Origin of the sequence: Bradyrhizobium murdochi, assembly GCF_000472965.1 — a bacterium.
Classification (GTDB): domain Bacteria; phylum Pseudomonadota; class Alphaproteobacteria; order Rhizobiales; family Xanthobacteraceae; genus Bradyrhizobium; species Bradyrhizobium murdochi.
Map to the genome: position 1 here is coordinate 26832 of NZ_AXAU01000027.1, position 22703 is coordinate 49534.

At 62.9% G+C, this 22703-nt stretch carries 19 protein-coding genes; 5 read left to right on the forward strand and 14 right to left on the reverse strand.

Annotated features, from left to right (window positions below; translation table 11 throughout):
• Positions 1 to 77: 77 nt before the first annotated feature.
• Positions 78 to 953 carry a dihydrodipicolinate synthase family protein gene (locus YUO_RS0132920; protein ID WP_028351055.1) on the reverse strand — a complete coding sequence of 292 codons (876 nt, stop codon included), beginning with the start codon at positions 951 to 953 and terminating at the stop codon, positions 78 to 80.
• 487 nt (positions 954 to 1440) lie between these two features.
• Between YUO_RS0132920 and YUO_RS0132930 the strand changes: the two genes are divergently transcribed.
• Positions 1441 to 3183 carry a peroxidase family protein gene (locus YUO_RS0132930; RefSeq protein ID WP_156908870.1) on the forward strand — a complete coding sequence of 581 codons (1743 nt, stop codon included), beginning with the start codon at positions 1441 to 1443 and terminating at the stop codon, positions 3181 to 3183.
• 41 nt (positions 3184 to 3224) lie between these two features.
• Entirely contained in the window at positions 3225 to 3635 is a 411-nt protein-coding gene (locus tag YUO_RS0132935) for a hypothetical protein (protein ID WP_028351057.1), read from the forward strand.
• Positions 3636 to 3784: 149 nt separating this feature from the next.
• Here YUO_RS0132935 and YUO_RS0132940 read toward each other — a convergent pair whose 3' ends face one another.
• Both YUO_RS0132940 and YUO_RS49090 read right to left on the reverse strand, forming a co-directional pair.
• The gene (locus YUO_RS0132940) at positions 3785 to 5887 is read right to left on the reverse strand and encodes a BTAD domain-containing putative transcriptional regulator (RefSeq protein WP_028351058.1); all 2103 of its coding nucleotides are present in this window, start codon (positions 5885 to 5887) and stop codon (positions 3785 to 3787) included.
• Between the two features lie 36 nt (positions 5888 to 5923).
• Positions 5924 to 7264, reverse strand: coding sequence for a YcaO-like family protein (locus YUO_RS49090; RefSeq protein ID WP_028351059.1), 1341 nt, complete (start codon positions 7262 to 7264; stop codon positions 5924 to 5926).
• Positions 7265 to 7353: 89 nt separating this feature from the next.
• Between YUO_RS49090 and YUO_RS0132950 the strand changes: the two genes are divergently transcribed.
• A complete protein-coding gene (locus YUO_RS0132950; RefSeq protein ID WP_028351060.1) occupies positions 7354 to 7908 on the forward strand; it encodes a hypothetical protein in 555 nt (184 codons plus the stop codon).
• Positions 7909 to 8104: 196 nt separating this feature from the next.
• On the opposite strand, the gene YUO_RS42445 is transcribed toward YUO_RS0132950, so the two are convergent.
• The 4 genes from YUO_RS42445 to YUO_RS0132970 all read right to left on the reverse strand — a co-directional run bounded on the left by YUO_RS42445 (position 8105) and on the right by YUO_RS0132970 (position 12540).
• A complete protein-coding gene (locus YUO_RS42445) occupies positions 8105 to 8422 on the reverse strand; it encodes a helix-turn-helix domain-containing protein (protein WP_063830336.1) in 318 nt (105 codons plus the stop codon).
• Positions 8423 to 8484: 62 nt separating this feature from the next.
• Positions 8485 to 8841, reverse strand: a complete 357-nt coding sequence (locus tag YUO_RS0132960) for a hypothetical protein (RefSeq protein ID WP_156908872.1) — start codon at positions 8839 to 8841, stop codon at positions 8485 to 8487.
• A 244-nt stretch (positions 8842 to 9085) separates the two neighbouring features.
• The gene (gene pgm / locus YUO_RS0132965; protein WP_028351062.1) at positions 9086 to 10726 is read right to left on the reverse strand and encodes a phosphoglucomutase (alpha-D-glucose-1,6-bisphosphate-dependent); all 1641 of its coding nucleotides are present in this window, start codon (positions 10724 to 10726) and stop codon (positions 9086 to 9088) included.
• Positions 10727 to 10896: 170 nt separating this feature from the next.
• Entirely contained in the window at positions 10897 to 12540 is a 1644-nt protein-coding gene (locus YUO_RS0132970; RefSeq protein ID WP_051379757.1) for an ATP-dependent acyl-CoA ligase, read from the reverse strand.
• A 189-nt stretch (positions 12541 to 12729) separates the two neighbouring features.
• Here YUO_RS0132970 and YUO_RS0132975 point away from each other — a divergent pair, with 189 nt between their 5' ends.
• The gene (locus YUO_RS0132975; protein ID WP_051379758.1) at positions 12730 to 14352 is read left to right on the forward strand and encodes an AMP-binding protein; all 1623 of its coding nucleotides are present in this window, start codon (positions 12730 to 12732) and stop codon (positions 14350 to 14352) included.
• A 22-nt stretch (positions 14353 to 14374) separates the two neighbouring features.
• Here YUO_RS0132975 and YUO_RS0132980 read toward each other — a convergent pair whose 3' ends face one another.
• From YUO_RS0132980 to YUO_RS0133010, 7 genes are all read right to left on the reverse strand, one after another.
• Positions 14375 to 15532: an ABC transporter substrate-binding protein gene (locus YUO_RS0132980; protein ID WP_028351065.1), complete on the reverse strand. Its 1158-nt coding sequence runs from the start codon at positions 15530 to 15532 to the stop codon at positions 14375 to 14377.
• Positions 15533 to 15559: 27 nt separating this feature from the next.
• Complete coding sequence (locus YUO_RS0132985; protein WP_028351066.1) at positions 15560 to 16345, reverse strand: cyclase family protein; 786 nt, start codon at positions 16343 to 16345, stop codon at positions 15560 to 15562.
• 29 nt (positions 16346 to 16374) lie between these two features.
• Positions 16375 to 17616: an SDR family NAD(P)-dependent oxidoreductase gene (locus tag YUO_RS42450; protein ID WP_028351067.1), complete on the reverse strand. Its 1242-nt coding sequence runs from the start codon at positions 17614 to 17616 to the stop codon at positions 16375 to 16377.
• On the reverse strand, positions 17613 to 18791 hold the full coding sequence (locus tag YUO_RS0132995) for a thiolase family protein (protein ID WP_028351068.1): 1179 nt from the start codon (positions 18789 to 18791) through the stop codon (positions 17613 to 17615). The genes YUO_RS42450 and YUO_RS0132995 overlap by 4 nt, the downstream gene beginning before the upstream one ends.
• Before the next feature lie 26 nt (positions 18792 to 18817).
• Positions 18818 to 19246 (reverse strand): organic hydroperoxide resistance protein, encoded by a 429-nt coding sequence (locus YUO_RS0133000; RefSeq protein WP_028351069.1) that lies wholly within the window; start codon positions 19244 to 19246, stop codon positions 18818 to 18820.
• A 9-nt stretch (positions 19247 to 19255) separates the two neighbouring features.
• Positions 19256 to 20053, reverse strand: coding sequence for an aspartate/glutamate racemase family protein (locus tag YUO_RS0133005; RefSeq protein WP_028351070.1), 798 nt, complete (start codon positions 20051 to 20053; stop codon positions 19256 to 19258).
• A 496-nt stretch (positions 20054 to 20549) separates the two neighbouring features.
• Positions 20550 to 21386 (reverse strand): alpha/beta fold hydrolase, encoded by an 837-nt coding sequence (locus YUO_RS0133010; protein WP_028351071.1) that lies wholly within the window; start codon positions 21384 to 21386, stop codon positions 20550 to 20552.
• Between the two features lie 139 nt (positions 21387 to 21525).
• Between YUO_RS0133010 and YUO_RS0133015 the strand changes: the two genes are divergently transcribed.
• The gene (locus tag YUO_RS0133015) at positions 21526 to 22674 is read left to right on the forward strand and encodes an ABC transporter substrate-binding protein (RefSeq protein WP_028351072.1); all 1149 of its coding nucleotides are present in this window, start codon (positions 21526 to 21528) and stop codon (positions 22672 to 22674) included.
• Positions 22675 to 22703 lie beyond the last annotated feature (29 nt).

Sequence of the window (22703 nt, forward strand, 5' to 3'; positions counted from 1 at the left end):
ACCGTCTTTGCTTGAGCACGATGGTGGGCACGGCGCTACGCACCTTTGCCCACCCTACGGAATCTCGCAAGCTGCGTTCATCCGAGGTCGCGCAGCGCCGCTTCGACCACCTTGCGCTGCTCGGCCGTCAGCGCAACCTGCGGCGGGATGGGATCGCCGACCGCGTAACCCTGGATGTCGAGCCCGGCCTTGATGCAGGCGGCCAGGTTGAATCGCGCAAAAGCCTCGTTGATGCGCCACAGCTTGCGCTGCAACGCCATCGCCTCATCCCAGCGCGACGCCTTGCAGAGATTGTAGAGCTCGACGCTCTGCCGCGGGATGATGCAGGCAGGACCGGCCATCCAGCCCACTCCACCGATCAGCATCACCGCCGCTGGGATGTGGGCGGACGCGGAGAACACGCGGATCGCCTCCCCACAGCGGTTCATGATCGATAGCAGCCGGCCGGTATTGGTGGAGGCGTCCTTGATGTAGCCGATGCGCGGATGGGTCGCGAGCCGCGCGATCACGTCGAGCGTGAGATCGGAGCGCTGGAATTGCGGATTGGTGTAGATCACGACGGGAATGTCGACCGCGTCGGCAATGGCGCGGAAATAGGATTCGACCTGCGCGTCGGCGACCGGGAAGTAAGCCTCCATGATCGCGAGAATCCCGTCGGCGCCGAGCTTCTGATACGCCTTCGCCTGCGCCACCGCATCCGCCGTCGACGTCGAGGCGACACCGGCGATCACCGGCACGCGGCCATCAGCGGCTTCGATCGCGGTCTGCACGACGCTCGCACGCTGCGCCTGGTTGAGATAGGCGAACTCGCCGGTCGATCCCAACGGAGTCAGCCCATGCACGCCTGCCTTGATGAGGTCGTCGCAGAGCCGGCTCAGCACTTCGGTGCGAATTTGACCGGATCCATCGACTGGCGAGACCAGGTAGGGAAAGACGCCGTGAAAATCAGCCATGGAAGGAAGATGCCTTTGGCAGGAGAGTCCGGTCCGCCATGGCTATCCGGAATACCGGTGCAAGACAACATTTCGCAAACGTGATGTTGGCTGCGTTGAGCGGCAACCGCGCGTGGGCCGCAACTCCGATATCAACACTTCAGCTCGATTGAACAGTTGATCGGATCGGCCGTCGGCGGCGGCCGGCTCGGCTTGCGCAGCGCCTGAAGCAACATCATCATCGCGAGCATTGCGCCGAAATATCGCGCCAGGGATGCCGTCTCGATGAGCTTCACATGCGCCAACAAGCTTCTTCAGGTTCCGGATCATACCGTCGCACCACTTGCCGGAAAGCAGGCCCGAAAGGCCGCGTCACGCACTATGCGCGCTGCACCACATGGCCAAAAGATGTCCACAGATGTTCACAGGTTCTAACGATTTAACTCACGATAATTTCACGACTTTCTCCACACTCTCGCAGCCTTGACCAATCGCGAGAATAGTCTCGATGGCTGTGCAGAAGGTCGCTGACGCATCCTCTTTCCGGACTTCCGAGCTCAATACGCGCGGCCCTGTTCCACCAGCGGCAGTTCCCGGCTTTCGCCACTTCCTCGGCACACCGGCTCCTTCGCAGCGCTTCCGCGTCTTCGGTATCGATCCGCTCGAAGTGCCGTCACACCATGCAAAGCTTCGTGGATTGATGCATCGCCTGTCACGGCGAATGGATGCCGCCATAAAATGGCCGCCACACCAGACTCGATCGGCGGAATACTGGGAAAATCCCTTCATCCCCTCGGGCTACACCTATCTGCTGCAGTTCATTGCGCATGATCTGGTTCACTCGGCGATTCCGCTTTCGGTTGCGGGAGGGCTCGGCAGAGGGACGACCAACGCCCGCCGCACCCCGCTTCGGCTGGAGACGCTGTACGGCAGCGGCCCGGTCGGATCTCCGCACATCTATGCACTCGACGCGCCGAGCGACGACCGTCGCACCAAGCTGCGGCTCGGGCGAATGCGCTGGAAGGAAAACGAGCCCGCCACCGGCTGCCCGTTCCGCGACATCGCGCGAACCCCAGCCGAGAACGTGACGGGCATTGATCGCAGTATCAAGGGTGTCCGCGTTGCCCTCACTGAAGCGCTGGTTGCCGATCCACGCAATGACGATCACGCCGTGATGTCCCAGCTTACCGCGTTGTTTGCGCTGCTGCACAACGGGCTCGTCGATATCATTCGCCGCCGCGAAGGCAATGCGGGGCCAAACGGCCAGTTCGGCGCCGCCTACAAGCGCTTCCTGTGCGCCCGCGGCGCATTGACGGCCATCTATCACAACATCATCCGCAACGACCTGATGCGACGGGTGATTCATCCGACGATCTACGCAAGCTACTGCGGGCCTGCCCCGCACTTCATCGACCGTCTCGCATCAGCCGACGGCCCTGCGATCGGAGATTGGGAAATTCCGTTCGAGTTTTCGCATGGCGCATTCCGCTTCGGCCACGCCATGGTGCGACCCGAGTACCAGATCAACGACCTCTCCCTCCACGACCTCAACAACACGCTCGAAAAGAGCTCGGTAAATGACCCGGCCAACATGCCGCTCGACGAGACGTGGATGGTGCAATGGTCGCGCTTTTTCGAGATCAACGGTTCGACGCCGAATTTCAGCCGCCGCATCGGACCACATCTCAGCGATGGGCTCGGCAATGACCAGATCTTTCCGGCGTTCGACGAGACGGAACGGGTCGGCCTACTCTATCGCGATCTGCTCGGCGCGAGCCTCGCCGGCATGTGGTCGGTAGACGCTTTGATCGCCGAGATCGGCAGCCGGCGGCCGCATTTCATCGCCATGTCGCGCCTGCTTGCCGACCGCGCCTACCGCGTCGATCAGCTTCGCGAATGGTTCGTCTCGGCGCAGGCTTACGGTTCACTTACGGATGAGGACATCGAAACCCTTTCGAATGATCCTCCGCTGCCGTTCTTCATCCTGTTCGAGGCGATGCAGCAGGCGGATGGCCTGCAACTCGGATTGCTCGGTTCGATCATCGTATCGGAAGTGATATTCGGCGCGCTCGCAAGCGACCCGCGATCGGCCCTCGGCGGCTCGCTTGCCGATCAACTGGACCTCGTTTCCCGCGAATTTTACCTGACGAACGTACTTCAGGACATTCCAGAGATCTCAAACATGGCGCAGTTGGTGGAGTTGACCACCGAAATTGCTGAGCTGCAGCAGGCCGTGCCTGCATTTTTGTGAGCGGAATTGTCCGTCTCGCGCAACCCGGAGGAGTAGAAACTATGGCCCTCGAAAGAATGCAAGTGACCAACCATGAGCGCTGGGGCAACCTCGTAAAGACCTGGTCGACGGGCAAGAACTATCTTGACGACGACAACGAATATCCGATCCCGACCACCGTCGAGGAGTTCAAGGAGCAACTCGCTAAGGCGCAGGTGTTCATGACCGTGCCGGATCGCTACACGAAGGTACAGTTCGTCGAACAGCATCTGGACACGATCGTAGTGCGCTTGCCGCCTGCCGTGGCGATCGCTGATTCTGAGGAGAAACTCAGCAAGCCGGGCGCAACCTACCCGCTTCCGCCCTTCTACAAGCGGCTGTTCAACGGCATGGATCCCGTGATCCCCGAAGCGGACAAGTTCAAGGTGCATGCCGAGCGTATCGGCGACTACACGATCAGCTTCTGCGCCTAGAGAATGATCCGGACTCGAAGGGCCGCGTCCGCGCAATGTGGATATCGGTTTTCCCTCGCGACAAATGCGGAACGCGTTTGCGCGGAGATCATGCTCGGATCAAAGAAATAGAGCGCAATGAAATTTCGAAGAGAAGTCATCGCGCTCTATCAGGGCTGAGCGATATCCTCGACGGGAAGCCCTGCGCCGCGCAGTCCTCGGCGAAGGGTTTCCCGTCGCTCTCGCACGCTAATCGGGTGAGCTTGCATGACCCACCGTACGACAGCCTCGTCGGTCGGAACGGACGGACCGACCCAGAACGAGCGCAGACCGTTGACAAAGCGCTGAGCCTCGTCGCGCGCCCTCTCCACCTCCCCGAGATAGAGCAGCGCGGCTGTCCGCCACGCGGGCAATGTCCGCCCCACGGCATTGGCGCGGTCGCATGCTTCAATCGAACCTGCATAGTCGCCGTACAGAAAGCGGATGGTGCAATGATAGGCCCACTCAAGGTAGGAAGGCGCGGGCGAGAGCGCCAGCGATTGATCGGCCCTGACCCGCGCCTCCTCGATTGATCCGCAAAAGGCGTGATAGTGAGCGCTGGACAGCAACGTCCATGGATCGTTGTCGTTGAGCTCGCAGGCGAGCGCCATATGCGGCGCGGCCTCGGCCTCACGAAACGCCATCACATAGGACCAGCCGCAGCAAAGATGCGCCCGGGAGTCGACCGGATCGAGTTGAACGGCGGTCTTCGCCAGTTCGAGCGTGGCCTTGGCCTTGTCAAGATCGCGGAAAATTCCGGGATGTACCAGATGCTCGATGTTGTTCATCTGCACGAGGCTGCTGTAGCAGGGCGAGAACCCCGGATTGTCGCGAATCCCGTCGCGGAAGATGGCGACCGCCCGCCGCCAGCTCTCGGGGTCGAATTTCGACATCAGGTTCTGTCCGCGCAGCCAGCGGTCGTGCAGTTCGAGCGACACGTCGGGCTCGCCGGCGAGCCGCATCAGCCGTTCGGTCGAGAGCTGCACATTCAGCGCGGTCGCGATCCGGCGGATGATGCGTTGCTGCGTTTCGAACCAGTTGCCGAGGCCGAGCCGGAAGCTTTCGCTCCAGACGTAAATCCCGGTGGTGTCATCCCGTAGCACCATCACGATATTGATTTCGGCACCCGCCTGGTAGGCGGTGGTTTCGATGCAATATTGTGGCGCTGCGTCTGGTGCGGGAAGCACGACGGCAGCCGGCGGACGGTCGACGACGCTCCATTCGCGGAAGCGCACGAGGCAGGCGGCGAGATGCTGGGAGAATCCCTGCACCAGATGTGCGTGATCCTCGTCGACCCCGTGCATGGCAAAGGGCCGCAACACCAGGCGCGTCTTCGCAGGCGGATTGACCGCTGGCGTGATCGGGATCACCGGCTGCGGGGTGGTTCCCCTGACCATCCTGATGGCGAATTCGTCGTTCGCTGCCGAAGCGGCTCGATCGGCGGGCGCGCGCTCCAGAATGCCAAGCTTGATGTTGGCGACGAGTTCTTCGGTGGCCGATGACGGCTCCATGGCGTAGTCGCGATCGAGCAGATCCCATAGAGCCTTGTAGATGCGTAGCGCACCGGCCGTGTCGCCCTCTTCCGCATGCGCCCGCATCAGATAACGGCAGGCAAATTCGTGGGTCGGATCGAGATTGACGATTGCCGCCGCGATCCTTTTCTTGGCGTCGGCGGGCACGCTGGCGGAGGTCAGGCCCTCATCGAGGCTTCGCATCAGCCGTTCGTGGATGGTCTGACGCTTGGCCAGCACCCAGACCCGGAACGAAGGGTCGAGATCGTCCATGCCTTCGAGCAGCCGGCCGTCGAGCTGCGGCGTATCGAGCAGCAGCGGATGAATGCGTCCGCCTTCGGCAAGATGAATCACGCTTTCGATATCGACTTCTATGCGTTCAACGTCGAGGCCAATCATCAGCCGTTCCGCAATGAAGCCGTCATAGCCGGCCTCCTCGAGCATGGACCGCAGTTCGCGAACCACCTGGCGCAGCGAGGCACGCGCCTTTTCCTCATCCGATCGGCTCCAGAGCAGCCCGACCAGCCGCTCACGGCTTTCCTGCTTCGCCTCCGATAGAGCGAGGTAGCTCAGAACTGCGCCGGCCTTGCGGGTTCGCAGTTCGATCGGCCGGCCGTTGAACCGCACGCCGAGCCGCCCGACCAGCGATACCGACAGACGCGGAGCGCTTTCGGGCGCCGCCGCGGCATTGTCTGATGTCATGGCGTTGGCGCTGGCCGGCATGAGGTTTCCGGAACCGATTGGCTAATTCCCGCCACTCTATATCAAAGGGACGCCCCCGGTATAGGTTGCGCCGCCTCCACTCCGCGCCATCGCATCCTGCAACCTGGCCGTGACGATTTCGGATGGCTCGAGTTGCAGGCCTGGGGCGATCACGCGGACCACTGGAATGGCAAAACGCTGGCGCGTGAGTTCGAGGCAGAACGTCTCGATTCCGAGCCTTTCCAAACGCTGTACGATCAATCCAAATATGACGCTCGCTTCAGTTGCAGCAAGGTGCAGATGGGCCGCGCACTCTGCAACCGGCTGCAGCAATTTGCACTCGTCGGCGTTGATCGCTGCGCGCTGCAGATGGATGCGATCCTGTGCGTTGAGGGCGTCATCGCCGCGTTCGCTGCGTTTGGTTGCGACCACGCTGTCGGCCAGTTCGAGTTGGCACATTTCCAGAATCGCCGAGCGGACCGCGGCCTCGGGGGACGGCCGCGCAGCGAGGCCGAAGGCGAAACCGGAACCGTCCGCCCGGCAGGAAACCGCCGCGACGCAGGGCACGCCGATATCCGTCGTAATATCGAGCAGCCATGTCCGGCGCAGCACCGCTGCGCCATCCCGAAGCTGCCGCAACAAGCCCTCCGCTGCGATGCCCGCTTCATGCTGCGGCGGAATCGATCGCGGCAACTGACCGCCTCGCCACCACAGGCCGGCTGCATCGCGCTCAATCAATTCCAAGAGGCCATGCAGCGCTGCGGCGTCTCGCGACGGACCGGCGGCCGATCCGATGCTCAGCGGGAACGGTGGCGCAAACTCGCGTTGCGCTGGCGGCCGCCGCAGGCAGATGTCCGCCGGAAGCAACACCTCGGCTCGGTCGTTCAGCCTCGTTGCGCGACACCAGGAAAGCGCTCGCTCCGGTTGCATGCGGCGTTCCGAAACGGCAGCGACCAACTCCAGCGCCTTCGGCCCGAGCTTTCCGGCGCAATCGTCGACGCCGGGTTTGAGCAACAGGTCGGTTCCGGTCTGCAATTGAGAGAGGTACTCGATGCCCTCGCCGATGCAGCCCTGAAACGCTTCCCGCAACGTCAGACCAACGCCGGAAACGCCGACTCTCGGGCTTTCCTCATGCAAGGGATCGGCAAGCGCTGGATCGAATTGCGCGCCAAAGCTGATCAGGCCGGGCGCATCGGGCGAGGCCAGTTCGAACACGCGCGCAAATCGGGAAGCAGCGATCAGCAAATGAGCGCGATTCGCGAGCTGCGAATCAATCCCGTCGCTGGATTCCTCAGCATATTCCAGCGCCTCAAGGATGAGTCTGGCATCGTGATCGCCGGCTGCGTCCACATCGTTGCCAAGAAGCAACGATGCAGCGCGCGCGAACAATTCCTGCATCGAATTTTCGGTACCGCTCACGGTGACCTCACGACTTGACGTGCAGACTCCGGATGAGAGGCCAGTCCGCCCTCGCCCTGGAGGAACTTATGCTCGCGAAAGCCTTCGTCATAGCCATGGCAGCAGATATTGCTCGATCGGATTACGCCAAGCCGACCTTGATTCGTAGCCGCAGCCGTGAGTGGCTGATCGCCTGCCGTTGGGGACCGGAGGGTGAATATCTTTCGATTGCGACAGCCGGACCGATCACGGAGCCTCTCGCATTGGTTGCACCGCAGGCGATCGCGCCAATCCACAGCCTGGTCGGCGTGCTGGTTTCCGAATCGGAGACGCAATCCACCAGCACATTCCTGCTGGTGCGCCAGTTGCCTGCTGCGATCGAGCTTGCCGGCACGTTTTTTCCGGCCGACGGATACGTGCTGCTGCAAGATCACGGCGATGTCCATCTCGTCTGCAAGACGCGCTATTCGCATAGCTGCGGCTGGCTCGACGGCAAGGAGATCCGCAAGGACATTCCCGATCCGGCACCCTATTCGGCTGAGGCGATGTCCTGGCATATCGAAGCAACGCGCCGTGACTGGATCGGCGAATTCATTCCCGGCAGCAGGCCGCCGGAGCGGTTTGCGATTCGCGCGACCGGCTGAAGCCGCGACTACCGGCAGAAACGAGACTGCACGAGGTTGCCGCCCGTCTTCCATGGAAGGCTATCCCTGCGAGGGAAACCTCCGCCGATCACCGCGATCGACAGTATTCAGCCACGCAACCGTGGCCGTCGCCCCGCCGTTCGATCGCCGATGCTTTCAACCAGCTTGGCGACGCAACGCCGCACGAGCGGGCTGGTCATTCGCGCATAGGCCTTGAAAACGCGCAAAGCAACGCCCCCGGCTCGGCGAGCAAATGAACCGGTGAATTCAAGCCGGGAGATCCGGGCCGGGAAGATTCGAACAACTCACCGACCGAAACGTCGAGCACCGAAGCGATTTGCGCCAACCGGCTGGCACCAACCCGCGTGGCGCCCCGCTCGTATTTCTGCACCTGTTGAAAAGTCACGCCGATGCGTTCCGCAAGTATGGCTTGGCTGATGCCACGGTTGACGCGAAACAGGCGAATCCTGGCGCCCACCATCGCATCGAGCGGGCCTGACTTCCTCGTCGCCATCGGCAGGCTCCCCGGCTATTCAAGCTGGGAGACCCTAGCACAACCTCAGGGGGACGCAGGTGCTAATTCGCGATCCTGGGAAGCAATTTTATCCGCTTCTCCTCAGTGACTTGCTCAATAGTCAACCGGCCCTTCGGGTCGATCACCGCCTTCATGGCCGGCGGGTGACCGGTTTCGAGGAAATGCTGCAGGGCGGCACGGCTTTCATCCGAGAGCGCAAACAGCCCGCGCATTAACTCAAAGAAGCCAGGTTCTTCCGCTACATAGAGCAGTTCGCGCAATTCCGCTCCGGTATACTGACCCAACGCCGTTACAAGCCATTCGGTTTGGTCGTTCGGATCGCTCTCCGGCACGCGATTCAGATAGTAGACAACCGATTCCGCACTCATTTCATCCCCCGGTGCCTCGCGATAGCCCACAGGCCGCCCGTTCGGTACGGCTTTCTGGCAGCTAACTCCCGAGCCTAACACTGCGTGGGCTCTCGTGATTTCAGCGTGATCGCAAGCGCGCAACGGTGACCTGGAATTCCGTTGCCAGGTTCCAGGCTGTGCCGAACTGGTGCGGTCTTGGGCAGCCGGGCGCAATATGCAATATTCTGCCGCCGTTCGGCGGCGGTTCGGCATTTATCCGTACACATTTCCCCACCGTTTCACGGCGCGGCAGTCAGAAAGCCTTGGCGATGGCCCGCTGGGCGTCCTGCTGAATCGTCTTCAGGTGATTCTGGTCCCGAAAACTCTCGGCATAGATCTTGTAGACGTCTTCGGTGCCCGATGGTCGCGCAGCGAACCATCCCGCCTCGGACTCCACCTTGATACCACCGAACGATTGATCGTTACCCGGCGCCCGGGTCCGAATCGCGCTGACCGGTTCACCGGCAAGCTGGTGCATGTTGAGCTGCCCCGGCCCGAGTGCCTTTAGCGCGCTCTTCTGTTTGGGCGTCGCCGGCACATCGATCCGCTCATAGAAAGGCACGCCGAGTTCGGCGGTCAGAGCGGCAAACTGCTCGCTCGGATCGCGGCCGGTGCGACCGAGCATTTCGGCGGCGAGCAGCCCCATCACCATGCCGTCCTTGTCGGTCGTCCAGACCGAGCCATCGCGCTTGAGGAACGATGCGCCGGCGCTTTCCTCGCCCGCGAATCCGAAGCTGCCGGTGCCAAGGCCTTCGACGAACCATTTGAAGCCGACCGGGGTTTCGACCAGCTTGCGGTTCAGCTTTTTCGCGACACGGTCGATGATCGAACTGGAGACGATGGTCTTGCCGATCGCGGCCTTGCTGCCCCATTGCGGCCGATGCGCGAACAGGTACGCGATCGCCGCCGCGAGAAAATGGTTCGGATTCATCAGCCCGCCGGTGCGGGTCACGATGCCGTGCCGATCGGCATCGGTGTCGTTGGCGAAGGCGACGTCGAACCTGTCGCGCATCTGGATCAGGCTTGCCATCGCGAACGGCGAGGAACAATCCATGCGGATCTTTCCATCCCAGTCCGCCGTCATGAAGCGAAACGTCGGGTCGACGGCGTCGTTCACGACTGTTGCGTTGATTCCGTAGTGCTCGATCAGCGGCTGCCAGTAGTGAACGGCGGCGCCGCCCAGCGGATCGATCCCGATTTTCACGCCGGATGATTTGATCAGCGCCATGTCTACGGCATTACCGAGATCGGCGACATAGGGACGGATGTAGTCGTGCAGATGCGTCGATGGCGCCTTGCGGGCGCGCTCATACGGCATCCGCGCAACGCCGTTCATGTCGGCTTCGATGTAGGCATTGGCAGCCTTCTCAACCTTGGCCGTTACGTCGGTATCGGCCGGGCCGCCATGCGGCGGGTTATATTTGTACCCGCCATCCTCTGGCGGATTGTGCGAGGGCGAGATGACGACGCCGTCGGCAAGTCCGCTCGTTCGCCCCTTGTTGTAGCTCAGGATTGCATGCGAGATGACGGGCGTCGGCGTATAGCCGCCGCGCTCGTCAATCATGATGTTGACGCCGTTGGCGGCAAACACTTCTACCGCGCTCGCCAGCGCCGGCTCGGCCAGCGCATGGGTATCGATGCCGATGAACAGCGGACCGGTCAGTCCCGTCTCGCGGCGGTGATCGCAGATCGCCTGCGTCGTTGCCAGGATGTGATTTTCATTGAACGAGTTCTTCAACGACGTCCCGCGATGGCCCGAGGTGCCGAACGCAACACGCTGGGTGGGATCGGACGGATCCGGCTTGGACGCAAAATAGGCCGTTATCAACCGCGGTACGTTGACGAGGGAGGCGGAATCGACCGGTTTGCCGGCAGCAGGATTGGGGGCAGTCACATGACCTCACGGAATGGTGGTTTCGCCGGATTATAGGTGCAAGCGTTAGCTTGGGCAAAATCGGGCGTCACGTCTATGCCGCAAGCCGATGCCACCTTCAGTAAACGCCGCGCTGCCGGAGCGGTTTCCTGACGCCTTGTGCAAAGTACGGACCAAGCCAGCTCCCGATCTTAACGACGCAATTTGTATCCGGCGGCATCGCGGTCCCAGATATCGAGAGTCTTCCCGGCCTCGCGCAGCGCGACCTTGCGTATCTTGCCGTTCTCGGTCAACGGCATCTCGGTGACGATCCGGACAAAGCGCGGAATCGCGAAATGGGCCATCTTGCCCTCGCAATGGCTGATGATCTCGACTGGATCAAGCGCCTGGCCGGGTTCGAACTGGACGGCCGCCGCAACCTCGTCCTCGCCGAGGTCGGACGGCAGCGGATAGATCGCGCAGGCAGCGATCGCCGGATGCATCAGCAACACCTGCTCCACCTCCCAGGACGAAACATTCTCGCCGCGTCGGCGGATCGAATCTTTCATTCGGTCGACGAAGCGATAGTGGCCGTCCGCATCGCGCACGACACGATCGCCGGTGCGAAACCACTGATTCCGCCAGGCTTCGGCCGTCTTGTCCGGCATTGCGAAATATCCCGTTGCAAACACGAGCGGCTCGCGCGCGCGTAACAACAACTCGCCGGCCTCGCCGTCCGGGAGAGGTTCGTCCTCCGAGTTGATGATACAGGCATCCACGCCTTCGACGAGATAGCCCATGGTGCCGGGGCGATCGGACGGGATCGTGCCCGCGAATACGAAATTCGTCTCGGTCGACCCGTAACCGTCGAGCAGCGGCACGCCAAAACGCTCGAGGAACGGGCCGTGAAATTGGCCGGGCACGCCGCCACCGAGCGCTACACGCACGAAATGCGCGGTGTCGTTCGCTGACGGGGGCTGTGCCAGCAGCATCACGGCCATCGCGCCGAGGAGATAACCGACCGTTGCCTGATGTCGGCGCGCCGCGGCCCAGAAACCGGAGGCGGAAAATTTCGGCTCGATCACGTAGGTGCAGCCGTTGAGGAGCGCCTGATAGAACGCGTTCAGCGCGTTGGTATGGAACAGCGGCAGCGTCGTGAACAGGACGTCGCCTTCGCGAATGTCGAGCGCGCGTGCAGAGTAGACGCCCCACCAGAACATCTGCGCGTGCGGGCAGCAAACGCCCTTGGAAGGGCCTGTGGTACCCGATGTGTAGAGGATCGCGACCGTGTCGCCTGGCTGCACTGGCGCGGGCGGCGCTCCTTCGCCGAGCGCAGGCAGCGGCGAGATCGATCCCGACGCGATCGGAGTTGCGGTGGCAGGTCCGATCGTCCAGACAATTTCCACCGATGACACATCCTCTTCCAGCGTATCGATGGCGGGCATAAAGCACGACTCGATCACCAGCAGCTTCGGCGTGGCGTTGCGCAGGATATGGCTGAGTTGGATACCGCGCAGTGCGGTGTTGGTCGGCACCGTGACGGCGCCCATCCAGGCGCAGCCGAGATAGACTTCCAGAAATTCCGGCCGGTTCGAGCACATCAGCGCGACGCGGTCGCCGGCGCGAATTCCGGCCTGCATCAGGCGAGCGGCCGACGCAGCGGCGATCGAAACCGTCTCGGCGTAGCTCCATCGCGTTTCGCCAAAGACGAACAGCGTGCGGTCACGATACCGCGCGGCTTGCCGTGTCAGAATGGTCGAGAGAATTCGATCCGCCGGCGGAAAACGCTCAGCCGCCTGCGGCCAGATCGACCCACCCCGCCGCTGCCCAGTCGCGCCACCATCACCTGCCTGCATACGCACCTCCAAGGCTCAACTTCCAAGACCACTTCCAAGCTTCGCCGGGCAGGTCTGCGATAGATCGCTATTGGCCAGCAATATAGTTTAGGCTTAAAGTATTCGACGAAGGCCGCTGCAGCAAGCGCTGGTGCGGGCTTCCGACTACCTGCGTCCGGCGGCAAGACATGAATGGGAGCGACGCCCGCAATGAGTCTCAACATTCCGTATCGGTCACCATCTGATGCTTTCGCCGCCACGGCTGCACGGCGGCCGGACGCGCCATTCCTGCTGGCGCCTGCGAGTGCGCAACTGCCCTACGCACCGGAAGGTTTCAAGATCGAATACGGCGCCTTTAGGTCCGAGGTCGAGCGTCTGCGTGCCGAATACGCGGCCGCCGGCTACGGACGCGGTGCGCGGGTCGCCTTGCTGCTCGAAAATCGCCCGGTCTTCTTCCTGCATTGGCTCGCGCTCAATGCGCTCGGGGTTTCGATCGTTCCGATCAACCCCGACGTCCGCTCCGATGAATTGTCCTTCCAGCTCGAGCTGTCGGAGGCCGACCTGCTCGTGGCGACGCTCGATCGCATACATGTGACGAAAGATGCGGCGCTCGGCCGCGCCCGCTTGATCGATACCGATAGCCGCATTCCATCGTGCCAGACGAACGTCAGCGCCCAAAGCCCCGAGTACAATGATGAATGCGCGCTGCTGTTTACCTCAGGCAGCACCGGCAAGCCAAAGGGCTGCATGCTCTCGAACCGCTATTTTCTGCAGGTGGCCGACTGGTACCTCGCGCAAGGCGGCGTGGCAGAGCTACAGCCAGACCGCGAGATCAACCTGACGCCGTTGCCGATGTTTCACATGAACGCGCTCGGTTGCAGCGCGGTTGGCATGATGGTGCTCGGCGGCGCCGTGGTGCCACTCGACCGCTTCCACGCCAATCGCTGGTGGCAGTGCGTGGCCGATAGCGGCGCCACCGTCGTGCATTGTCTCGGCGTCATCCCGGCCATCCTGCTGCAATTGCCTGTAGCTGAAGTGGAACGGCAGCATCGCGTGCGCTTCGCCTTCGCGCCCGGCGTCGATGTCCGCCACCGCGCCACCTTCGAGGAGCGCTACCGCATCCCGATCGTCGAGGCCTGGGCCATGACCGAGACCGGAGGTGCGGCGGCGACGACCACCGCCCGTGAGCCTGCGGGGTTTGGCGCGCGCTGCGTCGGCCGGCCATCATCAGATATGGAGTATCGCCTCGTTGATGATCAAGGTTCCGATGTCGCGCCTGGAAAGCCTGGCGAATTGCTGGTCCGCGCAAAGGGCGACAATGCCCGGGCTGGCTTCTTCAGCGGATACCTGAAAGACGAGCAAGCCACCGAAGCGGCGTGGCAGGACGGCTGGTTCCACACGGGCGATCTGGTTTTCGCCGACGAGGATGGGCTTCTGTATTTCTTCGATCGCAAGAAGACCATCGTGCGGCGCAGCGGCGAGAACATCGGCGTGCTCGAAGTCGAAAGCGCGCTTTACATGGACACGCGCATCGGCGGCTGCGCGGTGACACCCGTTCCTGACGACATCCGCGGCGAAGAGGTCTTTGCTTTCATTGTGCCGAATGTGGAGATCGATGATGCTGCCACGCTGGCCGCTTCGATCGTCAAAACTTGCGCCGAGCGCCTCGCCTATCACAAGGTGCCCGGCTACGTCGCCATCGTCGACGAGTTGCCGCTGTCGTCAACGCGCAAGCTCGCCCGGGGCGAGATCAAGACATTGGCGGCTGCCGCCGTCAGCGCCAATCGCGCGATCGACATGCGCACGCTGAAGGCAAAGCTACGACACGCCTGAGCCGCTGGTGCCGGCCCGGCAACTACGGCAGCAGCTTGTATTTCCCGTTTTCGATCTGGACCAGTATCCGCGCGCGGCTATCGACGCCGTGGCGATCAGCCGGCGTATAGGTGTAGATGCCGTGCGCACCGATGACATCCTTGGTCGTGAACAAAGCTTCGCGTAACGCGTTACGGAACGCCGGCGTTCCGGGCGTCGCGCCGGTCGCCTTGGCACGTTTGGCGGCATCGATGAACACAAGCCAGCCATCGAAGGCGTAGGGCGAAAACGCATCGGCCGGCGCCTCGCCATTGGCTTTCTCATAGGCTGCGCGGAATGCGAGCGCGACCTTGCGGATGGGGTTGCTCTCGGGAAGCTGTTCGCCCGCCGTAACCGGCCCGGTCGGGCAGATGATGCCCTCGGCCGATTTGCCGGCAAGCCGCAGAAAATCCGCGCTGATCATGCCGTGATTGCCGTAGAGCGGCCCCTTGTAACCGCGCTCGGATAGCGCGATTACGGGCAGCGCGCCGGGCGTTCCAGTGCCGCCCAGCATGATCGCGTCGGGACGCAAGGAAACTGCACGCAGCACCTGCGCAGTGACCGAGCTGTCGGAGCGCGCATAGCGTTCGTTGGCGATTACCTTGATGTCGGCCTTCTCGGCGCTTTGCAGCAACGAGTTATACATCAGGTCGCCAAAGGCGTCGGAGAAGCCGATGAAGGCCACGCTCTTCACATTGCGGCTCTTCATGTGATCGACGATGCCCTGGACGAGCAGCGGCGTCGGCTGCGGGGTTTGCACCACCCACGGCCCGCCCTCTCCGGCCGACACCGGCGCGATCGGCGAGACCGCTATCATCGGCACTTTCATCTCGATCGCGGCGGTCGCCATCGCCAGCGTCTGCGGCGCGCCTGACGTGCCGATCAGGAAATCAACCTTTTCCTGCTCGACCAACTTGCGCGCGTTGCGCGTCGAGGCGGCCGGATCCGAGCCGTCATCGAGCTGGATGACGCGAACTTTTTCACCATCGATCTCGCCGACATAGGCCTGGCCCGCGGCCAATCCTTTGGCGTTCGGCACGCCGATCGAGGACACCGGTCCGCTCAGGCCGGTAACAAAACCGACGAGGATCTCTGCATGCGCCGGCGCCACGACGGCGAGCAAGAGCGCAGCGCCGATCAACAAAGTCTTTTTCTTGTTCATGATGTCACTCGATGTCGACGAAAAGGTTCAGCCCTGCCCAGGTACCAACGCAAGCACGCGCAACGGACTGCCGGAGCCATTCTGGATTTTGAGCGGCGCAGCCACGATCACGGCGCCGGTCGGCGGAAGCTGATCGAGATTGCACAGGCACTGCAGGCCGTAACGTCCGCCGCCGTGAAGGAAATGATGCGCCGGATACGGAGGATCGAGGTGCCCGGCCTGGCCAGCATCCGTCCCGATCGTCTCGGTGCCAAAGCCGATGACGCCGCGCTCCTCGACGAGCCAGCGCATCACGGCGGCGTTCGGTCCGGGCGTGTGGGCGCCGTCGTCCTTCAGATTGGCGTAGTCGCGCCAACCTTTCTTCGACCAGTCGGTGCGCAGCAGCACCCAGTGCCGTTCCGGAATCCGCCCGTGGCTTTCTTCCCAGGCTTCCACGACCGGTATCGTCAAAAGGAAATCCGCATCCTTTGCGGCCTGCGTCGAGCAATCGATCACGCAGGCCGGCGCGATCATGTCGCGCACCGGCAGCGTGTCGACTGCGTTGTTTGGCAGGTCCTTGCCGGTGAACCAGTGGATCGGCGCATCGAAATGCGTGCCGGTGTGCTCGCCGAAGGTGAGATTGTTCCAGTACCAGGCAGGGCCATTCGCATCGTAGCGCGAAATCTGCTGGATGCGAACCGGCGCGGCCTGACCAAATTCCGGCGGCAGCACGATGACGGGAAAATCGGGACTGAGGGTGAAGGTCAGATCGACGACGCGCACCGCGCCGGATGCAACCGCGCCGGCAAATTGCATGAGACTGTTGCTGTCCATTGCGCTTCTCCCGTTTTCAAAAAGTCTGCCTACGCCCCCAGCTCACGCTCGACTGCCTTGGGGTTGGCCGCCAGGCGCTGGCGAATCTCTTCGGCGACATCGCCCACGAACACATCTTCAAGCCCGCGCTTGAGCGCCGACACGATCGCACTCGCCACCGCGCGTGGCGCCACCTTCGGCGGCGGCACCGTCTGGAACCACTCGATATCGAGCGGACCCGTGAACACGTTCACCACCTTGACGCCGCCGGACCGAAGCTCCGCCCGCAGGCAGTGCGACAGCGACAGACAGGCGGCCTGCGACGCCGAATAGGCACCAAATGCCGGCCAGTTCGCCAGCGCATAGACCGACAGGATATTGACCCAGGCGGCAGCGCTGTTGACGCCATCCGAGCCGCGCATTCGCATCGACGATCCGAACGCCTGCGCCAGATGCACGAAGCCGAGATAGCTCTGGTCGATCTCGTCGCGCACGACGCTGGTGCCTTGCCGATCGAGCAGCCCGCCGGCGCGGACATGCTCGGTGGTGTTCACCAAAATATCGACCTTGCCGCCAACATCGGCCGCCAGATCTGCGACCGACTTCTCGTCGCCGATATCGAGCGGCACGATCTCGACGCCCTCCATGGCGCGCAAGGCATCCTCGCCGCGGAATGGCTTCCACGGCTCGGCGACGCCGACGAACACGATCGACGCACCGGCTGTCTTCAGCGCAGCCACCACTTCCTGACCGACGATGCTGCGCCCGTTGGTCACCAGAACGCGCCGGAATTTTGGATCGGCGGTCATCTCACGCCACTGCCTGTCGTCCGTCATGTTGGGGGTCTCACGTTCGGGGTGCGCGAAGGCCACCGCCTGCCCGCTCTTGTCCAGTTGGAACGACATCACGACCGGCCCGCCCTCTTCGCAATCGGCGTGCAGGTGCGTCACGAGGGTTGGCCCGCACTCCATCGCAACCAGACCGATGCGCCATGGCGCGCGCTCACGGAAGTGCACGTCCGCCGGGATATGCAGCGTCGTTTCGGACAAAAGTGTCCCTCGCCGCGGCGCATCCGTGAAGGCGAGGTCGGCGGAAAGGCATGCAGGGCATGCATCGCGCGCCGGATAACAGAACGTTCCGCAGGCGCCGCAATGCTGCAGCATGAAGCGCCCCTCGGCGGCGGCCCGCGTAAAGCCGTGCGAGGCGCGGCTGCGTGCGCGTGGCGGCGACGTCGGCAGCTGCGTCCGCTGTAAAGGATTCTTCCGGCGCGGCTTTTGGATCGGCTCGATCATGCGCCTGGCCCCGCGAGGATCGCCGCGCCCGAAGCGAGGCCGCGATCATAATTGATCATTCCAAAACCCGAAGCCAACCCGACGCGTGCATCCCTAACCTGCGTCGGACCGGCCTGCCCGAGAACCTGGCGCAGCGCCTCGACCACGCCGAGATAGGCGCCGCCCGCGCCGGCCTGCCCGACCGAGAGCTGACCGCCGGAGGTGTTGTGCGGGAAGCTGCCGTCGATCGTGAGATCGTGCTGCCGAACGAAGTCCGGTCCCTCCCCCTTTCGGCAGAAGCCGAGGTCTTCGAACTGCATCATCGAGATCACCGGATAATCGTCGTAGGTCTCGACGAAATCGAGATCATCCGGCTTGACGCCCGCCATCGCGTAGAGCTCATCGACATCAACAGCCCATCCGCCGCGCACCTGAACGGGGTCATCGCCGAACGCGTTGTGGCGCTCGATCGTGGCGAGAATCCTGGCCGCAGGCAAATTCAGCGATGCGGCGACATCCTCGCCCATCACCAGGAAAGCTTCCGCGCCCGCGCACGGCATCACGCAATCGAACAGATGGATCGGGTCGGCGATCGGCCGCGCCGACATGTAACGCTCGATGGTCAGCGGCGCTTTCATCAACGCGTCGGGATTGCGGAGCGCATTGCTGCGCTGAGCGACGGCGATCTTGCCGAAATCCTCGCGCTTGGCGCCAAACGTTCGCATGTAGTTGCGTGCGATCAGTGCAAAGCTCGCATTGGCGCCGCCGGCGCCATAGGGATAGACGGCATCCTGATTGAAGCGTGAGAAATTCTCGAGTGTGTAGCGGAAGGAATCGACGTGGTTGGTATCTCCAGCCACGCAGGCCACGATGCGCGCGTCGCCCGCCTGCACCGCCCGCGCCGCACGGCGCAGCGCGGCGATGGCGCTCGCACCGCCGAGCGGAATGGTGTCGATCCATCGCACGCAGAGGCCGAAATGCTGGGTGAGCCCGATCCCGCTGTCGAGCCCCGCCGTGAAACTCGAAACACAGAAGCCGTCGATGTCGCGCGGCGTGATTCCGGCGCCATCGACCAGCGCCTTCAGCGCGCGGCCGATCCACCACTGCGCGCTCTCGACCGAGTAGCGCACGTACGGGATCGTCACCGGAACTGCCATCACGACCCGATCGTAAGGTGTTCGGATGGAGCTCTGCATCGGACCGCCGGATTCCTGTGAGCCGTTCAGAGTACGGTCAATTTGACGTCGATGTTGCCGCGCGTTGCGTTCGAATAAGGACAGCGTTCGTGGGCGCCGGCAACGACTTCCTCCGCGACGGATTTCTCCAGCCCCGGGAGCAGCACCTTGAGCTCGACGGTGAGCGCGTAGCCGACCGCGACCGGACCCATGCCAACCCTGGCGGTGACGGTCGGTTCTGCCGATGGCGTGATCTTGCGCGTGCGCGCGACGAGTTTGACCGCACCGAGGAAACACGCGGCATATCCGGCGGCAAAGAGCTGCTCGGGATTGGTTCCCGGCCCGCCCGGACCGCCCAGCGATTTCGGCAGCGACAGCGACACCGACAAGAGCCCGTCGTCGCTCGCCGCCTTGCCGTCGCGCCCGCCGGTCGCCGTCACCTCGGCTTCATACAAGATCTTGTCGGGCTGCCGCATGTCTTGTCCTCAAGCGCTGTTCGGTTTGTTGGGCGTGCGCGCCACAGTGGCGCGGAAATCCTGCCGGGCACGGTCATTGGCCAGCGCAAAACTCGGCCCGCGGCTCGGCTCGGTACCGTTGAGACGCTGCAACTGCACCCACATCTCGGCGCTCTTCAGCGCGACCGCTGCGCAGTTTACCACGGGCGCATAGCCGATCTTGAAGCCACGCTCGCTCGCAATCAGGAGACCGGGCAGCACGCCGGCCGGAATGATGACATCGGCGCCGCGATCGACCAGCGGCTGCGCGCAGGCTGCAAAGTCGCCCAGCATGCGTGCCTTCGCCGCCGCATCGCCCGCAAACGCGGCGCTGAAATTCTCCGGACGGCAGCCCATGCCGGTGACATGCACCACGCGGCCGGAAAGCCCGTAACGATCGGCCTGCTCGTAGTGCCAGACCTCGAAAGCTGAATCGAGCGTGACCAAGCCGAGGCGACGGCCAAGCTGCGAGGCCGCGAGCAGCGTGGCCTCGCCGGCGCCGACCACCGGGATCGTCAGCGCCGAACGCAGTTCGTACAATCCCGGATCCTGGAAGTGGCCCATGACATAGGCGTCAAAGCCGTTTCCCTGCGCTGCGAGTCCGTTGTCGACCGCCTGGATCGCGCAACGGAATTCGCTGAGGCGGCCGAAGTCGCGATCGGCGGGCGTGATGCCCTCGACGTGGACGCTGGTGCCGGGTGCCGCGATCTCGTTCAGATAAGCCGCAAGCCGCGCCATGTAGGGCGCGCTCGTAGCCTGGTCGACGAAGCTCTGCCAGAAGATGCGCACAGCGGATATCCCGTTCACAGGCGACGCGCGCCGATCGATCCTCAAATCACGTAGTCTGAGAGGACTGACGATATGCACAAGGCCATCGATGTGAAGGCACACGATAGCTCAGCACCACTCATCGACCGAAATATTTCAACCACAAAATAATTTTCGCGTCAATTGAACGGCTTTCCGACAACATCTGCGCGCGACGAGATCGAGTTGCCGAAAGGACAGGCAGAGAGCGCCTCACGCTTTTGCATAGACGAATTCAGCCTTCGCGCTTGCACGCGCCGCCGCAAACTTTTCCGCGAAGCCACGAAGTTGGCGTATTGACGTTCGGCCGATAAATACTTTAGGCTTTAAACAATTGATGGGGCATCCACGTCTGTGCGGGCATGCGTCGCATTGGTAGTTGCGTTGATAAAGGTCATCAATCGTGGCTGAGATTATCGACCTCGGAACAGCAGGTATTGCAGACGGGTTCGCATCCGCTGCGGTTGGACTCGGCGCTTCAGGTGCCGTTCCCGCCCTTGGCCACCTCGGCGGCGACGAAGTCGCGGACCAAGCCGGCAAAGGCCTCCGGCATCTGATCGGGAAGCGGCACCATGCCCCCTGAGAGCTCGCGCAAGATACTACCCTCGATAGCTCCGGCAACTCTTGGAGCCACGGGATGAACGTGCGGATCGGCTGTCGGAGCAATGACCAGCGTGGGACACTGGATGCTTCCCAGACGATCCTCCATCCGATAGCGATTCACGACCCGATGGCCTTCCGCCGCCATCTCGCCAGCCCGCAACGCATCGACCATGAAGCGCTGCAGCAAATCGATATCATTAGCGGGATAGAACGGCTGCCGGCGCGCCCAGAGCTCGGTGAGATGGGAGCCGTCGGTACGCGCCTCGACCTCGTCGATCACACGCATGCCGTCATGCCTGGCCCGGCGCGCCGCATCGACGAAAGGACAGGCCGAGAGCACCAGCGCGCTCACCCGCGCAGGCGCCGAGGCGGCCATTTCGATCGCGATCACCGCGCCGGTGTGATGACCGACGATCGCGGCCCGCGGCTCTTCCAGCGCATCGAGCAGCGCGAACGCCCCTTCGGCCCACAGTTCAATCGAAGGATCAGCGGCAGGCCGATCGGAATCTCCGAAGCCGAGCGTATCCATTGCGATCGCGCGGAAATCGCGGCCGAGCAGCGGCAACACATCACGGTATTCGTCCCACGAGCGTGGCGTCTGGTGCAGCAGGAGAACGGGAAACCCGGTTCCGGCCATAGCGACATGGATGCGGCCAAGACGCGTCGTGACGAAGCGGCGCTCGAGATTGGAACCGACTTTGCTGACGCTCATTTCATAACTCCCATCCGGAGGCGGGGACCGGACCCGCGCCGGGCTTCGGCGACAATCACGGCATCGATCGTGCTGGTCCGACCCGATCCATGCTGACATCTCGCTCAGGTCGCGGCTGTTTTCAACCAAGGGGAATGCAATGCGCAAGATGTTGAGTTTGACTGCCCTCATCGGCGGCCTCGTTGCGGCATCGACCGCACAGGCCGACATCACGATCGGCTTCGTGACGTCGCTCAGCGGGCCCGGCTCCTCGATCGGCATCCCATACGGGCGCGGCATCCAGGCCGCCATGGAGTACAAGAACGAGGTCAACGGCGAGAAGATCAAGCTGATCCAGCTCGATGACGGCTCCGATCCCTCCGCCGCAACCCGCAATGCGCGCAAGCTGATCGAGGAAGAGAAGGTGGACCTCCTGATCGGCACCGCAACTGCTCCATCGACCATCGCCATGATGGCAGTTGCGACCGAACTGAAGGTGCCGATGATCGCCGTCTCTCCGGTGATCGGACAACCGAATCCGGCGGACCAATGGGGTATTTCCGTTCCGCAACCCGCTTCGCTGCTGGTCAAGGTCGTCGCCGATCGCATGAAGCGCGACGCGATGAAGAACATCGGCTATATCGGCTTTTCCGATGCCTGGGGCGATCTCGTCTACAACGGCGCCAAGGCGGTGGAAGCCGAGGAAGGCATCAAGGTATTGACCAACGAGCGCTATGCGCGCGTCGATACGTCTGTCACCGGCCAGATCCTTAAGGTTCTTGCCGTCCGTCCGGATGCCGTTCTGATCGGCGGATCGGGCACGCAGGGCGCGCTGCCACTACTTGCGCTCGGCGAACGTGGCTTCAAGGGCAAGACCTACGGCACGGTCGCGCTGGTCAATCCCGATTTCGTGCGCGTCGGCGGCAAGGCCGCGGAAGGCATTCAAGTCTCCGCCGGTCCGGTCATCGTCGCCGAGCAGCTTCCGGACAGCCATTTCGCCAAGAAGCTCGCGCTCGATTTCCGCTCAGCCTACCAGAAGGCCAACAATCTCCCGAGCACGGACGGCTTCTCGGCCTATTCCTTCGACGGCTGGATGATCTTCACGTCAGCCGCGGCGCGCGCGCTGAAGACCGCTAAACCCGGCACCGTCGAATTCCGCAAAGCCCTGCGCGACGAGATCCTCAACACCAAGGAGCTCTCGGGCGTGCACGCAGTCTACAACTTCAAACCTGGTGCCTATCACGGCGTGGACGAGCGCGCGCTGGTGATCGTTCGCCTGGTCAACGGCGCCTGGACCTACCAGCCCTGAGCGATGCCGAGGCGTAACACGGAAGGACG